Annotated in this window: 14 protein-coding genes; 5 read left to right on the top strand and 9 right to left on the bottom strand. The window is 61.7% G+C overall.

From position 1 onward, the window contains the following. Positions 1–141 precede the first annotated feature (141 nt). The gene (locus LBW87_RS06580) at positions 142–321 is read left to right on the top strand and encodes a DUF1289 domain-containing protein (protein WP_225200644.1); all 180 of its coding nucleotides are present in this window, start codon (positions 142–144) and stop codon (positions 319–321) included. 43 nt (positions 322–364) lie between these two features. On the opposite strand, the gene LBW87_RS06575 is transcribed toward LBW87_RS06580, so the two are convergent. After that, the gene (locus tag LBW87_RS06575; RefSeq protein ID WP_225200643.1) at positions 365–847 is read right to left on the bottom strand and encodes a MarR family winged helix-turn-helix transcriptional regulator; all 483 of its coding nucleotides are present in this window, start codon (positions 845–847) and stop codon (positions 365–367) included. Between the two features lie 49 nt (positions 848–896). Between LBW87_RS06575 and LBW87_RS06570 the strand changes: the two genes are divergently transcribed. Next, the gene (locus LBW87_RS06570) at positions 897–2,417 is read left to right on the top strand and encodes an FAD-dependent oxidoreductase (protein ID WP_225200642.1); all 1,521 of its coding nucleotides are present in this window, start codon (positions 897–899) and stop codon (positions 2,415–2,417) included. A gap of 934 nt (positions 2,418–3,351) precedes the next feature. Next, a complete protein-coding gene (locus LBW87_RS06565) occupies positions 3,352–4,263 on the top strand; it encodes a hypothetical protein (protein WP_225200641.1) in 912 nt (303 codons plus the stop codon). A 142-nt stretch (positions 4,264–4,405) separates the two neighbouring features. Here LBW87_RS06565 and LBW87_RS06560 read toward each other — a convergent pair whose 3' ends face one another. After that, positions 4,406–5,389: an aldo/keto reductase gene (locus tag LBW87_RS06560; protein ID WP_225200640.1), complete on the bottom strand. Its 984-nt coding sequence runs from the start codon at positions 5,387–5,389 to the stop codon at positions 4,406–4,408. A gap of 253 nt (positions 5,390–5,642) precedes the next feature. On the opposite strand from LBW87_RS06560, the gene LBW87_RS06555 reads away from it, so the two are divergent. Together LBW87_RS06555 and LBW87_RS06550 are read left to right on the top strand one after the other, a co-directional pair. Continuing rightward, the gene (locus LBW87_RS06555) at positions 5,643–6,548 is read left to right on the top strand and encodes a LysR family transcriptional regulator (protein WP_225200639.1); all 906 of its coding nucleotides are present in this window, start codon (positions 5,643–5,645) and stop codon (positions 6,546–6,548) included. 186 nt (positions 6,549–6,734) lie between these two features. Further along, the gene (locus tag LBW87_RS06550; RefSeq protein ID WP_225200638.1) at positions 6,735–7,649 is read left to right on the top strand and encodes a LysR family transcriptional regulator; all 915 of its coding nucleotides are present in this window, start codon (positions 6,735–6,737) and stop codon (positions 7,647–7,649) included. A 192-nt stretch (positions 7,650–7,841) separates the two neighbouring features. Here the strand turns inward: LBW87_RS06550 and LBW87_RS06545 are convergent, their stop codons facing one another. From LBW87_RS06545 to paoA, 7 genes are all read right to left on the bottom strand, one after another. Continuing rightward, the gene (locus LBW87_RS06545) at positions 7,842–8,546 is read right to left on the bottom strand and encodes a carboxymuconolactone decarboxylase family protein (protein WP_265112894.1); all 705 of its coding nucleotides are present in this window, start codon (positions 8,544–8,546) and stop codon (positions 7,842–7,844) included. Between the two features lie 23 nt (positions 8,547–8,569). Next, positions 8,570–9,082, bottom strand: a complete 513-nt coding sequence (locus LBW87_RS06540) for a cupin domain-containing protein (RefSeq protein WP_225200636.1) — start codon at positions 9,080–9,082, stop codon at positions 8,570–8,572. 57 nt (positions 9,083–9,139) lie between these two features. Beyond that, positions 9,140–9,553 carry a cupin domain-containing protein gene (locus LBW87_RS06535; protein WP_225200635.1) on the bottom strand — a complete coding sequence of 138 codons (414 nt, stop codon included), beginning with the start codon at positions 9,551–9,553 and terminating at the stop codon, positions 9,140–9,142. 70 nt (positions 9,554–9,623) lie between these two features. Then, complete coding sequence (locus LBW87_RS06530; RefSeq protein WP_225200634.1) at positions 9,624–10,646, bottom strand: XdhC family protein; 1,023 nt, start codon at positions 10,644–10,646, stop codon at positions 9,624–9,626. Beyond that, a complete protein-coding gene (paoC, locus tag LBW87_RS06525; protein ID WP_225200633.1) occupies positions 10,636–12,834 on the bottom strand; it encodes an aldehyde oxidoreductase molybdenum-binding subunit PaoC in 2,199 nt (732 codons plus the stop codon). Before paoC ends, LBW87_RS06530 begins: the two co-directional genes overlap by 11 nt. Positions 12,835–12,836: 2 nt before the next feature. Further along, the gene (locus tag LBW87_RS06520; protein WP_225200632.1) at positions 12,837–13,790 is read right to left on the bottom strand and encodes an FAD binding domain-containing protein; all 954 of its coding nucleotides are present in this window, start codon (positions 13,788–13,790) and stop codon (positions 12,837–12,839) included. Next, positions 13,787–14,440, bottom strand: a complete 654-nt coding sequence (paoA, locus tag LBW87_RS06515) for an aldehyde dehydrogenase iron-sulfur subunit PaoA (protein ID WP_225200631.1) — start codon at positions 14,438–14,440, stop codon at positions 13,787–13,789. The genes LBW87_RS06520 and paoA overlap by 4 nt, the downstream gene beginning before the upstream one ends. Between the last annotated feature and the right edge of the window lie 92 nt (positions 14,441–14,532).

Below are 14,532 nucleotides of genomic sequence, written 5' to 3'. Positions count from 1 at the left end.
CAGCGGTTTTTTGCTTTTCGGCGTACACCGGCGCATGTGTGCCCGTATCAGGCGCACAGATCATTTTTTGCCATCTTCATCTTGGCAAACGAGTCGATCGACCCCAATTCGGCTATTCATGGCAGTCATCAGGAATTGAACATGGCAAAAGAGATCGAGAGTCCATGCATTTCAGAGTGCAAGCTGAAAGCCGAGGTCTGTACCGGATGCGGTCGCACCAGAGACGAGATCAAGCACTGGAAGGGCATGAAGCGACGCGAGAAGATGGAGGTCGTCGGGCTGGCCTCCAGGCGCCTCAAGCTGATCAAGAAAAATAAATAGCAGGCATCCTTTGCCGCGGCCCGGTGGCACAGAAAAACACCTGTCACTGCGGCGTCGGATCGTCCTTGATGTCTTCGGCAAACCTGCGCATGAGGCGGGCCAGGTCGATCAGGTCCTGTTGCTCCCATTTGCTGAAGATGGCCTGGCCGATCTTCTTGCGGGCCTCATCGATGCGATCGGTCATCGCCTTTCCTGCCTTGGTAATGACGGCTACGCGCACGCGCCGATCCGCCGCGCTTTCGGTGCGGTCGACCAATCCCTGCGCTTCCATCTTGGCGATCTGACGACTGACCGTCGTGTAGTCGCGGCCCACGCGGTCGGCCAGTTCAACCACCCCGATAGGCCCCAGCCGCTCAACCAGCACCAATAACGGAAACAGGGCCCGATCCAGCGAGATGCCGGCCGCCCGAATCATGGATTCATCCCGCTGCGGGCGATTCATCACGCCGACAATTTCTACCAGCGAGCTATGCAGGTCGCGCAGCACAGCGACATTGTGTGTATTTTGCACTTTGTTTGTTGACACGCGTTTCCCCTCGACCTAATATGTGCATATTACACATATTAAGGTTTATATGACTAAACAACTCACGACCGAAGTACTCATCTGCGGCGCTGGTGCTGCAGGATTGACACTGGCACTCGAGCTGGCGCGAAGAGGCATTTCTTTTCGCCTGATCGAGAAAATGGATGGCCCGTTCCGCGGTTCGCGCGGCAAGGGCATCCAGCCTCGTACCCAGGAGATATTCAGCGATCTGGGTCTTCTGGATCGCCTCGCGGCAGTCGGTGGTGATTATCCTAAAGAGCGCCTCCACCGCAACGACGGCACGGTTGAGGATGCCGATGTCATCGACCCGACCGACCCGACGCCGGCAGAGCCCTATCAGCGCGCGCTGATGGTACCGCAATTCCTGACAGAGGGCGTCATGCGCGAGCGCCTGGCAGAGCTGGGACACGCGCCTTCCTTCTCCGTCGAGCTGATTGGATTAGTGCAGGATGCGTCAGGCGTGACGGCGCGCGTGAAGGGAGCCACGGGAGAAGAAACATGGCGTGCGCGCTGGCTGGTCGGCGCCGACGGCGGTCGCAGTTTCGTTCGACACGCGCTCGATATCGGCTTTCCGGGCAAGACATTGGGCGTGCGCGCCATCGTCGCTGACGTCACCCTGACCGGACTTGATCGCGAGGCGTGGCATCGCTTCGGTGCAGACGATATGTCTAAGCAGATCTACATCTGTCCGTTGGCCGGCACCGACATGTTCCAGTTGCAGGGGCCGATTCCCGCCGAAGGGGAAATCGATCTGACCGCCGACGGTCTGACGGCACTGGTGGCCGAGCGCACCGGGCGTGCGGATATCGCCATACAGTCGGTGTCCTGGGCATCGGCCTATGTGATGAATGCCCGACTCGCCGATCACTACCGGGTGGGGCATGTCTTCCTGATCGGCGACGCCGCGCACATCCATCCGCCCACGGGCGGCCAAGGCCTCAATACCAGTGTGCAGGATGCCTACAACCTGGGCTGGAAACTGGCGGCGGTTGCCGGCGGCGCCCCACCGGCACTGCTGGATAGTTATGAAGAAGAGCGTCGTCCGGTGGCGGCAGAAATGCTCGGCCTGGCGACCCGGTTGCTGCAGACGCAGGCGCAAAACGGCATCCGCCGGGGGCGCGAGGTGAAGCAGCTTGACATCGGCTATCCGGATTCGTCGCTGGCACTCGAATGTCCGCTACGCCATGACGGCTTGCGCGCCGGGGACCGTGCCCCGGATGCGCCGATCAGGGGGGCAGGAGGTCAGGCGAAGCGTCTGTTCGACCTGTTTGCCGGGGGGCACTGGACCTTGATCGGTTACGGGACGCATCGCGAAGCAGTAAAGCCCAGGCCGGGTTTGCATATTCATGTGTTCGGCCCGCGCGGCGATGTGCTGGACGATGGCGGTCATTTCGTCGACGCGTATCACACCACGGTGGGCACTTGGGTGCTGGTGCGCCCGGATGGCTACGTGGGTGCCATCGTCAGCGACGGCGATCTGGCCGCATTGGAAGATTATTTTTCTTCAGTTGGCGGGATGCCGCATGACACGCGTGCGGCATGCCCCTGACAATGAAAGTGGTGAAATCAGGCACACGCATTAGTCCAGAAAAAACCAGGCCAAGTCATTGCCCACGACTAACAACAACTATCCTGGTTGTTGTTAGCCGTTATTAAAAAATGGAATATGTATGTATTCGCCTGCGAATGGACTAAAATAATCGCGAATAGTCTTAAAATAGATAGACAGTTGGCAAGTACGATCTGCCACCTGCCAGCAGGGGAAAGGTAAAGGAAGGCCTCGAGCCAGTGCAAGCTCAGGCTCCGGAATCAGCGTTTGAAATGGCATTCGGGGGAATGCCTTGCAAGCTGCGCACTAATCAATAAATTCCAGCAGACCTACATATTGTTCGCTCGCTTTACTGTCGTGGCGTAGTGCTTTGCTCGTCTCGATTTTCAGTGAGGCCGCTTGGCTGAGCCACGTATTTACACGGCTTTCGGGGAGGCTTTCCTGACGGCTTGCTGTCCTTTGGCGCGAAGCATCTACTGACTCTGCGTGGTTGGCATCTTGGGGCTGCCAGCCCGTTCCATTTTCAAGTTCAGAAAGACATATCCAGCAACGGCGTCACCGCCAACGCTTGCTTGGCGGCTTGCGTTGCAAGCGCCCGGCGCGTCTTCGTAAAGTACGCAAGCGAAAAGCTCGACGTCTTTGCTGCTCGGTCACGTCCTGGCGAAACTGCCAGCTATTTTCAGCGCAACTTTTTCAGTTTTAACTGGCGAATTCTTCGCTGCTCGGGGGAGCAGCGGCTTTTTCCACCTTCTGGCTGCACGCTTTGCTCGCCTTGGTGCCGAGCAGCATTCATTCGCTCCACGCCACGCTTCAGATTCGGCCCGAAGTTACTACGTCTTCCTGATCACGCCCATTACTGTTCCAACGGTGGATTTTCCATTTGGAGAGCTGTTACGGGCAATCAGGTCGCCGCAACTCACTTGAAAAGTCCAACATGAAAACAGTGGTCGGTATTCGCTGCGCGGCGATTGGGGCAATCGAGATCAACTTGTATGAATTGTTACTGAACGGGTTCAACCATGCCGACGTTTATTTTCTGGTGGATAGTCGTGGCCATCGCCAGACCAACATCCCGGAGTCGCAAATCGCACTGGTAAATCCTGCCAGGCAGTTCATGGCGGTACCCGACAATTGGGGTTGGTTGTGCGGCGACCTGTTCTATTACGCCTTCGCTGTGAAAGTCCAGGCCGACTTTTACTGCATGGTGGAGTCAGATGTGACCATGACAGCCAATACCGTCCGGAACATCGCCAACGAACTAGGCAAAGACAATTCCGATTACATTGCACAAGGCATTTCTCCTGCCGACTCAAGTTGGATGTGGACTCCGTTAATGGCGCCGTTCGTCAAGCAGGTTTATGCCAGCGCGTTCCCATTTACAAGAATCTCGCGTAGAGCCCTGGAGTTTCTGTTTCCGCAACGCCGGCTGCTCAATCATCTATGCATCGCCGGTGGGACCCGCATTCCCAATGACGAGAGCTTCGTCACGTCCGGATTGATGAATGTGCCGGGTTTCAGGCTGACGGAATTGACAAGCCTGATCGACCTGGATACATCAAAGTTTTCTACCGTCTACCAAATTCCGGCCGAGCTTTGCGACAAAGATGGTTTTATCTATCATTCGGCACTACCTGGGCAGCATTTCTATAACAAGTTGATTTCTCGAATGACATACGACCTTTATCAGGAATCGATATCCGCTCGGCTTGATTATGCCTTCCTTGGCGACAGCCGAAGCGATCAGTTTCTGGAAGTCTTCTGGCGAATTGCGCCAAGGGAGATCCTCGCTTTCGCGGCGGAGTGGGAACAAAGCCGCGCGCTCGCCGCGGATCCGAGTTTCCCCTGACTGATAGCGGACGTGCGCAGCGAAAAGGATATGCGTCGTTTTCTCCGACCAGCCCCGTCTTGCGATGTCTCGTCACGGTAGTAGGCGGCAGGAAAATCCAGAAATAGCTGCACGCGCGGCGGATTTGTGGTGGCGCCGATGATCAGCGATTCACGCGTTGCTGCAGGTGCGCCGGATAACGCTCGCCGACGACATCGATGCGAGCCAGGGCGGCCTCGATCGTGGCCAGGTCAGTGGTGGACAACGACACGTTGGCGGCGGCGATATTCTCTTCCAGGCGGGCTACCTTGGTGGTGCCGGGAATCGGCGCGATCCATGGCTTTTGCGCCAACAGCCAGGCGATGGCGATCTGCGCGCGCGACACACCGTGGCCGCCGGCGATGGTTCCCAGTACCTCCACCAGCGCAGCATTGGCTTTGCGGTTTTCTTCCGCAAAGCGCGGAACCACATTGCGGAAGTCGCTCTTGTCAAAAACCGTCTTGTCGTCGATGGCGCCGGTCAGGAAGCCTTTTCCCAACGGACTGAAGGGCACGAAGCCGATACCCAGTTGTTCCAGCAGCGGCAGGATCTGTTGCTCCGGCTCGCGCCACCACATCGAATATTCGCTCTGCAAGACCGCCACCGGCTGCACCGCATGGGCCCGGCGCAGCGCCTGCTCGCCCGCTTCGGACATGCCGAAATGCTTGACCTTGCCCTGTTCGATGAGCTCCTTGACGGTACCGGCGACATCTTCCATCGGGACGTTAGGGTCGACCCGATGCTGGTATAACAGATCGATCCGGTCGGTGCCCAGGCGCTTGAGCGCCGCATCGGTCATGGCGCGGATATTGGCTGGCGTGCTGTCGAGGCCTTGGGCGACGTCCCCATTCCTGAATCCGAACTTGGTGGCGATGACCACCTGGTCGCGAAACGGCGCGACTGCCTCGCCCAGCAGCTCTTCATTAGCAAATGGGCCATAGGCCTCGGCGCTGTCGAAAAACGTCACCCCCAATTCGAAGGCGCGGCGGATCAGGCCGATGGCCGCCGATTTCTCGAGCGCCGGTCCATAGCCGTAGCTCAAGCCCATGCAGCCCAGGCCGATGGCCGAGACTTCCAGTCCAGTGTTGCCGAGTTTGCGCATTTGCATGACGTTCTCCTGTTGATTAGCGATCTTCATCGGCATGGCGCCGACCTATGCGATGCATGTTAGGGCGGCTCGAATGATTTGATTAGAGGGTGCAATCCGGATGTGCTTATGAGCAGCATTCATGAATGCGCAATAGCGGGATCGAGCGCAATCCGGGCGTGCATTTTTACCTTGCCCGGCGCCGACAATAATTATTGTTGGCCGCTTTGATTAGTCATTACAATGCGCATGATCTTATGAGAGGGGCTCATGAATGGCGCGAGAGAACTACAATGATTTGCTCGCTTTCGTGGCGGTCGCCAGGGAAGGCAGTTTCACCCGTGCTGCAGCCCAGCTGGGCGTTTCGCAATCGGCCCTGAGTCACACCATCCGCGCGCTCGAATCCCGATTGGGCGTGCGCCTGCTCACCCGCACCACACGCAGTGTTTCCGCCACCGAGGCTGGTCAGCGGCTGATGGGGACGATCGGTCCCCGCTTCGAAGAGATCGAAGCCGAACTTGCCGCACTCAGTCTGCTCAAGGATAAGCCGGCAGGCAGCATCCGCTTGACCGCCGCCGAGCATGCGGCCAATACCGTGCTCTGGCCCAAACTGATCGGATTGGCCAGGGACTATCCCGAGATCAATGTCGAGATCACGGTCGACTATGGCCTCACCGATATAGTGGCCGGCCGCTATGACGCGGGTGTGCGACTGGGTGACCAGGTAGAGAAGGACATGATTGCCGCGCGCATCGGCCCGGACTTGCGCATGGCGGTGGTGGGCAGTCCGGATTATTTGGCGGGCAAGACGCGGCCACAGATGCCGGCCGATCTTGCACAACACAACTGCATCAACCTCAGGCTGCCTACCCATGGCGGATTGATGCCCTGGGAGTTCGAGCGCGACGGTCATCTGGTGAAGGCGCGGGTGGAAGGACAATGGACCTTCAACAACAGTGCATCGATCCTGCGTGCTGCGCTGGCCGGGTTCGGGCTGGGCTATCTGCCGGAAGACATGGTCGAACCCCACGTGGCCTCAGGCGCGCTCAAGCGCGTGATGAAGAGCTGGTCCCCGACCTTTCCCGGCTATCACCTTTACTATGCGAGCCGCAGGCAGTCTTCGCCAGCGTTCAACCTGCTGGTTGAAGCGCTGCGCTACAAGGGGCCGGGAAAAGCCTGACGCGGTCGCGAGCAGTCCAGTGTATTGATGAGCCTGGCTCATAGGCTTATGCCGTTTTAAGCACTTAATCGCTAACCGGACCTGCATTAGCATAGCCGGCAGCAAGCAATTCAATGCCGGGCGGCCGATGGTCTTTCGTTCGCAGCACCAGCCCGCGCCGAGGGCAATCATCTCAGGGCCTTGCACATGGCGCGCGAAAACCTCAATGATCTTCTCATCTTCCTGGTGGTGGCCCGTGAGCGCAGCTTCACGCGCGCCGCCGGCCAACTGGGCATTTCGCAATCTGCCTTGAGCCACACCGTGCGCGCCCTCGAGGAAAGACTCGGCGTGCGGCTGCTGACACGCACCACGCGTAGCGTGGCGCCGACCGAAATGGGCGAACGCCTGATCAAGACCATTGGACCGCAATTCGACCAGATCGATAGCGAAGTCACCAGCCTGGCCGAATATCGGGACAGGCCGGGCGGCAAGCTGCGCATTACTTCCAGCGATCATGCCGCCAAGCGTATCCTGGGACCATGCCTGCGCGATCTGCTTCCGGCCTATCCAGACATCAAGGTAGAAATAGCCATCGACTACGGCCTGGTCGACATCGTCGCGGAGCGCTTCGATGCCGGTATCCGGCTGGGCGACCAGGTGGCCAAGGACATGATCGCAACCCGTATCGGCCCCGATATCCGGATGGTGGTGGTCGGGTCGCCCGCTTATCTTGCCAGCGCCGGCATCCCCCGGGAACCACAGGATCTGCTGCGCCATAACTGCATCAACCTGCGCTTGCCGACCTACGGCGGATATTACGCGTGGGAGTTGAAGAAGGGCGACCGTGCGGTGCAGGTCAGGGTCGACGGCCAGCTTGCATTCAATAACATCTATCAGGTCCAGGACGCGGCCCTGGCCGGCCATGGCCTGGCCTGCCTGGCCGATGACATGGCGCTGGAACATGTCAGGACGGGGCATCTCCAGTTCGTGCTGGAAGACTGGTTCCAGTCGTTCTCGGGGTTTCATCTCTATTACCCGAACCGGCATCAATCAGGTGCATTGAGGGTGTTGATCGATGCGCTGCGGTATGACCAGGACCATACCCCGGTCACGTTGCGCTAACAGCAGGTTGATCGACAATCTCTTCTTGTCGCTTTCCTGGCGCAGCCATCTTGTGGCACAGAAGACGCCGCTGGGTACCGGCATTCGCCGGCACGACGGCTTGCTTACAACTTAACCTCCGTCGCCCTGACGAACGTCAGGGCCCAGCGTCGTTAGTCGCTGTTCAAACACCAGACGACGGTTGCCGCAGACTCAGTTCCTGGGAACGACGACATCAAGCGCCTTTTGCAGCCGCTCAGACGCGTCCCTGGCCCCGCTATCGGCCAACAACTGAGGCAACTGCCGCAATTGCATCGGGCTCAGGCCGACATTGAAGCTGACCTTCAAATGCGATTGAAGCTGCGCTTCGACGCCAGTCAATGCCGACAACGCCCCCACGGTCGCCAATTCGCGACTTTGCCAATCGAGGTTGTCGCGCGCGAAGATATCGCCGAACAGATGCGATTTAAGGTATTGGTCGATCGCCGGGGCGAAATCGAACAGCGGGCCTTTTACCGGGCTGCCCACCAGCCGGGTCTGGTTCTTCGTGCCTTCTTCCAGCATCGCGGTGACCGGCGGCAGCGCTGAAGGCGCCTGGCCCGGGTCGTCATGGATGCCGCGGCCGTGGCGCTCTTCGAGCACCTTCATCAACTGGCCCAGCGCATTGAGGCTGCGCGGAAACCCCGCATAAGCATAGATCTGCACCAGGATCTCCTTGCATTGCTCGATGTTGAGGCCTGCACTAAGTCCTTGGTTCAAGGCAGCGGCGAGTCTGTCCATGTCGCCGATGGCGGCGAAGGCACCTATCGGCGCAATCGCGCCGTTGGCCTGATCCAGTTTTCTCTCTTCATTGATGGCTGACGCCAATTCGTTAGATTGGGCGCCGACCCCGGGGGCAGACACCAAGAGCGTCGACATGGCCACGGATGCGAGCAGGGATCTCATTGCAGTCCTCCTGAAGTGATCGATTGATAGTGCTCGTCGCTGACCTTTTCCATCCAGTCGACGGCGCGTCCATTGCGGTTGCCGGTAATGGCCATGTGCGTCATCGCCGTGGTCGGCGCGGCACCGTGCCAGTGTTTGACATCGGGCGGGCACCAGACCACATCGCCGGCCCGCAACTGGCGCACCGACTTGCCCCATTCCTGGGTATAGCCGATGCCTGCAGTGACCACCAGGTATTGCCCTGCAGGATGGGTATGCCAGGCCGACCTGGCGCCCGGCTCGAAGGTGACATAGGCGCCCGAGGCATTGATCTGTTCATTGGCCTTGTAGAGCGGATCGACCCGCACCCGCCCGGTGAAGAAATCCGCCGGTCCGCTGGCGGCAGGCTGGGTGCCTGCCGGCGCCACCTGTTGGCCCGGTTCATTGGCCGCCGCAGAAAACGATGTGACGGCAGCGGAAGCGAAAACAATCGCCAGCGCGATCGACCTGATGTTGGAAAAACCTTGCATCAACTGCCTCCTGGTTGACGACCGGCCCGCCACCGGGACAGCCGGATTCATCGAGGCCTAGTCGGTGACGACCGGGCCGGCGAGGTACTGCTCGTCGGTCACGTGTTCCATCCATTCCACGTTCTTGCCGTCGAGCAGCTCGGTGATGGCCACATGCGACATCGCCGTGGTGGCGGTGGCGCCGTGCCAATGGCGCCGCTGGCACGGACACCACACCACGTCGCCAGCGCGAATCTCGGTGCGTGGCCCGCCTTCGCACTGGGTCCAGCCGACGCCGGAGTTGACAATCAATGTCTGACCCAGCGGGTGGGTATGCCACGCGGTACGGGCGCCGGGTTCAAAGGTGACGATGGCGCCGCCGCTGCGCGCCGGTTCTTCAGCCTGGAAAAAACTATCGATGCGCACGGCACCGGTGAAATATTCAGCCGGACCTTTAACCGATGGCTTGGTCCCATTACGAATGATCTTCATTGTGTTGGCGTGCTTTCTAAAAAGATTAAAGGAGTTCGACCGCGCCCGACTGCGCTGGCGCAGGCCGCCTTCAGGCCGCTTGCAGGCTGTTCTTGGCGTGGTCGACCTGCAGGGTGAGCGGCAGCAGGACGCCGTTCTTGGTGGCGAGGATCTCGGCCATGATGCTCACGGCGATCTCGGCCGGCGTCTTGCTGCCGATATGGATGCCAACCGGCCCGTGCAACCGCGCCAGCGACTCCGGCGATGCGCCGAAGTGCGTGGCCAGTCGTTCGCGCCGGCTGGCGCTATTGCGGCGCGAACCGATCGCTCCCACGTAGAAGGCCGGGCCATGCAGCGCTTCCAGCAGCGCCAGGTCGTCCAGCTTCGGATCATGGCTGAGCGCCACGATGCAGCTGCGGCGGTCGGCCTGGAAAACGATCACGGCATCGTCAGGCATGTCGCAGGTGGTCTTGACGCCGGCCACCGACCAGGCCGCGAGATAGTCACGGCGCGGATCGCAGAGGGTGACATCGAATCCATTGAACAGCGCCATCGTGGCCAGGTATTGGGCCAGCGCGCCGGCACCGATGAGCAGCATGCGATAGCTGGGACCCAGCGTGACCTCCAGGTGGTCGCCGTCAAACCGGACTTGCGCCGGCGCAGCGCTTTTCTCGAGCGTTATGCTGGCGTCGCGCCGGCTTACCCGGCGCCGCACCAGCGCGCCGCTGTCGAGCAGTTGCAGCAAAGCCTGGAGTTGTCCGATATCGGGCTCGAATTCAATAAGCAATTCCAGCGTGCCACCGCAGGGCAGGCCAAAGCGATGCGCCTCGTCGGCGCTGACGCCGTAGCAGACCAGCTCCGGCAGCGGGCCGGCCATGCGGCCCCGGCCATTGACCATGCTGTAGCGATCGGCCAGGTCGTCCTCGATGCAACCGCCGGACACCGAGCCGACCAGACGGCCATCTTCACGCAAGGCCATCATCGCCCCGGGCGGGCGCGGCGATGATCCCCAGGTCCGGACGACGGTGGCCAGCAATGCGCGCTGGCCGGACAAGCGCCACGCCAGCAATTGCCGCAGCACGCTGATGTCGGTGCCTTCGAGCTCAGGCGACATCGGGCAAGTCCTTGATCAGCTTGTCCAGGGTCAGCGGGTAATCGCGCAAGCGGATTCCGGTGGCGTGATAGACCGCATTGGCGATGGCCGCGCCGACCCCGCACAGGCCCAGTTCACCCACGCCCTTGGCCTTCATCGGCGACGACAGGGGATCGGTCTCGTCGATGAAGATCACCTCCTGGTGCGGAATGTCGGCATGCACCGGCACCTCGTAGCCAGCCAGGTCGTGGTTGACGAAGAAACCGCGCCGCTTGTCCACCACCAGATCTTCCATCAGGGCCGATCCGACGCCCATGGTCATGGCCCCGATCACCTGGCTGCGGGCCGACTTGGGATTGAGGATACGGCCTGCGGCGCAGACCGCCAGCATGCGCCGGATGCGGGTTTCGCCGGTGTAGACGTCGACGCCCACTTCGACGAAATGGGCGCCGAAGGTCGATTGCTGGTAGCGCTTGGTCAGGTCGCCGTATTCCATCGTATCTTCCACCACCAGCTCGCCCTGCATCGCTGCCTGGCCCAGGCGATACGATTGTCCGGCATGGCGCACCATGCCGTCGCTGAACTGGGCCGATGCGGCCTCGATGCCCAGGCGCTGCGCTACCGCCTCGCGCAGCTTGACGGCGGCGGCGTAGACGCCGGCGGTGGCGCTGTTGGCGCCCCACTGGCCACCCGAACCGGCCGAGATGGGAAAGTCCGAGTCGCCCAGCTTGACCACCACCCGGTCCAGCGGCACGCCCATCATTTCCGCCGCGGTCTGGGCAATGATGGTGTAGCTGCCGGTGCCGATATCGGTCATGTCGGTCTCGACCGTCACCACGCCGGCCGGCGACAGGCGCATGCGGGCGCCCGAGCGCATGACCAGGTTGTTGCGGAAGGCGACCCCGACGCCCATTCCGATCAGCCAGCGCCCCTCGCGCCGTGAGGCCGGCGCCGGATTGCGCTGGTGCCAGCCGAAGTGCTCGGCGCCGGTGCGCAGGCATTCGATCAGGCGACGCTGCGAAAAAGGGCGGTCGAGGTTCTCGGGATCGACCCGGGTTTCGTTCTTGATGCGAAACATGACCGGATCCATCTTCAGCTTCTCGGCCATTTCATCCATCGCGATCTCCAGCGCCATCAAGCCCGGCGCCTCGCCGGGGGCGCGCATCGCATTGCCCTCGGGCAGGTCCAGCACCGCAAGCCGCGTGCCCACCAGCCGATTGGGTCCGGCATATAGCAGGCGGGTCTGCTGGATGGCGTTTTCGGGCTTGCCGCCGGCCAGGTCGCCGGACCAGCTTTCGTGCGCAATGGCGGTGATCTTGCCGTCGCGGGTGGCGCCGATGCGGATGCGCTGGATGGTCGCCGGCCGGTGGGTGGTGTTATTGAAGATGAACGGACGGGGCAGGGCCACCTTCACCGGTCGCTTGACCAGGCGCGCACCCAGTGCCGCCAGCAACGCGTCGGCGCGCAAGAACAACTTGCCGCCGAAGCCGCCACCGATATAGGGCGACACCAGACGCACGTTCTTCTTGGGGATGTTGAGGGTCTTGGCCAGGTCGCTGCGGCCCCAGTCGACCATCTGATTGGAGGTCCACACGGTGAGCTGGTCGCCGCTCCACGCAGCGATGGAGGCATGCGGCTCCATCATGGCATGCGAGTGGTCCGGCGTGGTATAGGTGGCATCGAGCTTGACCGGCGCGGCGGCATAGGCGCCGTCGAAATCGCCGACGCGCTTGTCGCTGGCCGGCCCGCCCGTGACCGCACCGGATGCCTTGGCCGCGTCGAGATCGTAAGCGCCCTCGACGGCGGTATAACTCACATCGACCAATTGCGCGGCGGCGCGGGCCTGCTCGAATGTTTCGGCGATGACTAATGCGATGGCCTGATGGTAATGCTGGATCTCCGGCCCGCCCAGCAGGTGCGCCGTATTCCAGTTGCCTTTGCCCAGCGTGCCGGCGTTGTCGGCGGTGACCACGCCCAGCACGCCGGGCGCTTTCAGGGCCGCGGCCGTGTTGATCGCGCGCACGCGGCCTTTGGCAATGGCCGAGCCGACCACGTAGCCGATGACGGCATTGGGGGCAGCTTCATGCTGTTCGTAGGCGTAGGGCGCCGAACCGGTGGTCTTGAGCCGCCCGTCGACGCGGTCGACCGCACGGCCGACGATCTTCAGTTGATCGATGGGATTGGTGGTGGCAGCAGTATCGAATCGCATGATCAGCCTTTCCTGGCGTCTGCCAGCACTGCGGCAAGGGTTCGTTTGGCGAGCGCAATCTTGAATGCATTCTCGGCGGTCGGGGTGGCGCCTGCCAGCAGCAACTCAGAGACTGCGTTGGCACCCTGCGGCAAAGCCTGTTCTGCCGCCTCGACGCGCCAGGGCTTGTGGGCCACGCCGCCCAGGGCGACCCGGCCGCGTCCGTCCGGCTGGATCACCGCCGCCACCGAGACCAGCGCGAACGCGTAAGAGGTGCGGTCGCGCACCTTGCGATAGACGTGCGTGCCGCCCAGCGGCTTGGGCAGGGTCACTGCGGTAATCAACTCGCCCGCACCCAGCACATTGTCGATATGGGGGGTATTGCCCGGCAGGCGATGAAAGTCGGCAATCGGAATGTTGCGCACCTGGCCATCGGCACGCACGGTTTCGACATTGGCATCGAGCAGCCGCATCGCCACGGCCATGTCGCCGGGATAAGTGGCAATGCAGGAGGTGCTGGCGCCGATCACCGCATGCTGGCGCGAAAAACCGGGTGTGGCCGAGCAGCCGCTACCCGGTTGTCGTTTGTTGCAAGCCTGGTTGGTATCGTAGAAGTAAGGGCAACGGGTACGCTGCAACAGGTTGCCGGCGGTGGTGGCCTTGTTGCGCAGCTGGGTCGAGGCGCCCGCCAGTACGGCCCGAGACAGCACGCCATAGTCGCGCCGCACGCGCATGTCGGCCGCGAGGTCGGTATTGCGCACCAGGGCGCCGATGCGCAGTCCGCCGTCAGCGGTGGCTTCGATCTGGTCCAGCGACAAGCCATTGACATCGACCAGGTGCGTGGGCGTCTCGATCTCAAGCTTCATGAGGTCGAGCAGATTGGTGCCGCCCGCGATGAACCTGGCGCCCGGCGTGCCGGCGACGATGGCCGCAGCCTGGGCCGGCGAGGTGGCGCGCTGGTAGGTGAATGCCCTCATGCGGCCCCCTTGGCGACTTCATTGATCGCATCGACGATGTTGGAATAGGCGCCGCAGCGGCAGATGTTGCCGCTCATGCGCTCCCGGATCTCGGCCTCGGTCACCTGGGGCGCGGTCGCCAGGTCGTCGGTAACGAGGCTGGGAATGCCGGCCTTGATCTCGCGCAGCACCGACACCGCCGAGCAGATCTGGCCGGGCGTGCAGTAGCCGCACTGGTAGCCGTCATGCTTGATGAAGGCGGCTTGCATCGGATGCAGTTTTTCCTGCGTGCCCAGGCCTTCGATGGTGGTCACCTCAGCGCCGTCGTGCATCACGGCCAACGTCAGGCACGAATTGATGCGCCGGCCATCCACGATCACGGTGCAGGCGCCGCACTGGCCATGATCGCAACCTTTCTTGGTGCCGGTCAGGTGCAGGTTTTCGCGCAGTGCGTCGAGCAGGGTCGTGCGGGTGTCGACATTGAGCGCATGGGGTGCGCCATTGATGCGCAGCGACACGCCGGCGGTGACAGGCGCGGGGGTGGTGGCGATGCGCGAAGGTGTCGACGTCTGGGCGTTGGCTGTGACAGGCAGCGTGGCGGCGGTAGCCGTCAAGGCGCCGGTGATGAGCAGATTCCGGCGGGAAATCGTCACGTCGCTAAGTTCATCCATGAAATGTCCTGTTGGCAGATGGCTGGAGGCCGGGCGGTCTCTTCATCGATGAGAAACCTGGCCGGATTGGAGGCGCGGTACGTATCGCTACT

Origin of the sequence: Herbaspirillum sp. alder98, from assembly GCF_020179755.1 — a bacterium.
GTDB lineage: Bacteria > Pseudomonadota > Gammaproteobacteria > Burkholderiales > Burkholderiaceae_D > Herbaspirillum.
The sequence above is the reverse complement of the archived record's forward strand: the minus strand, read 5'-3'. Positions and strand labels throughout refer to the sequence as shown.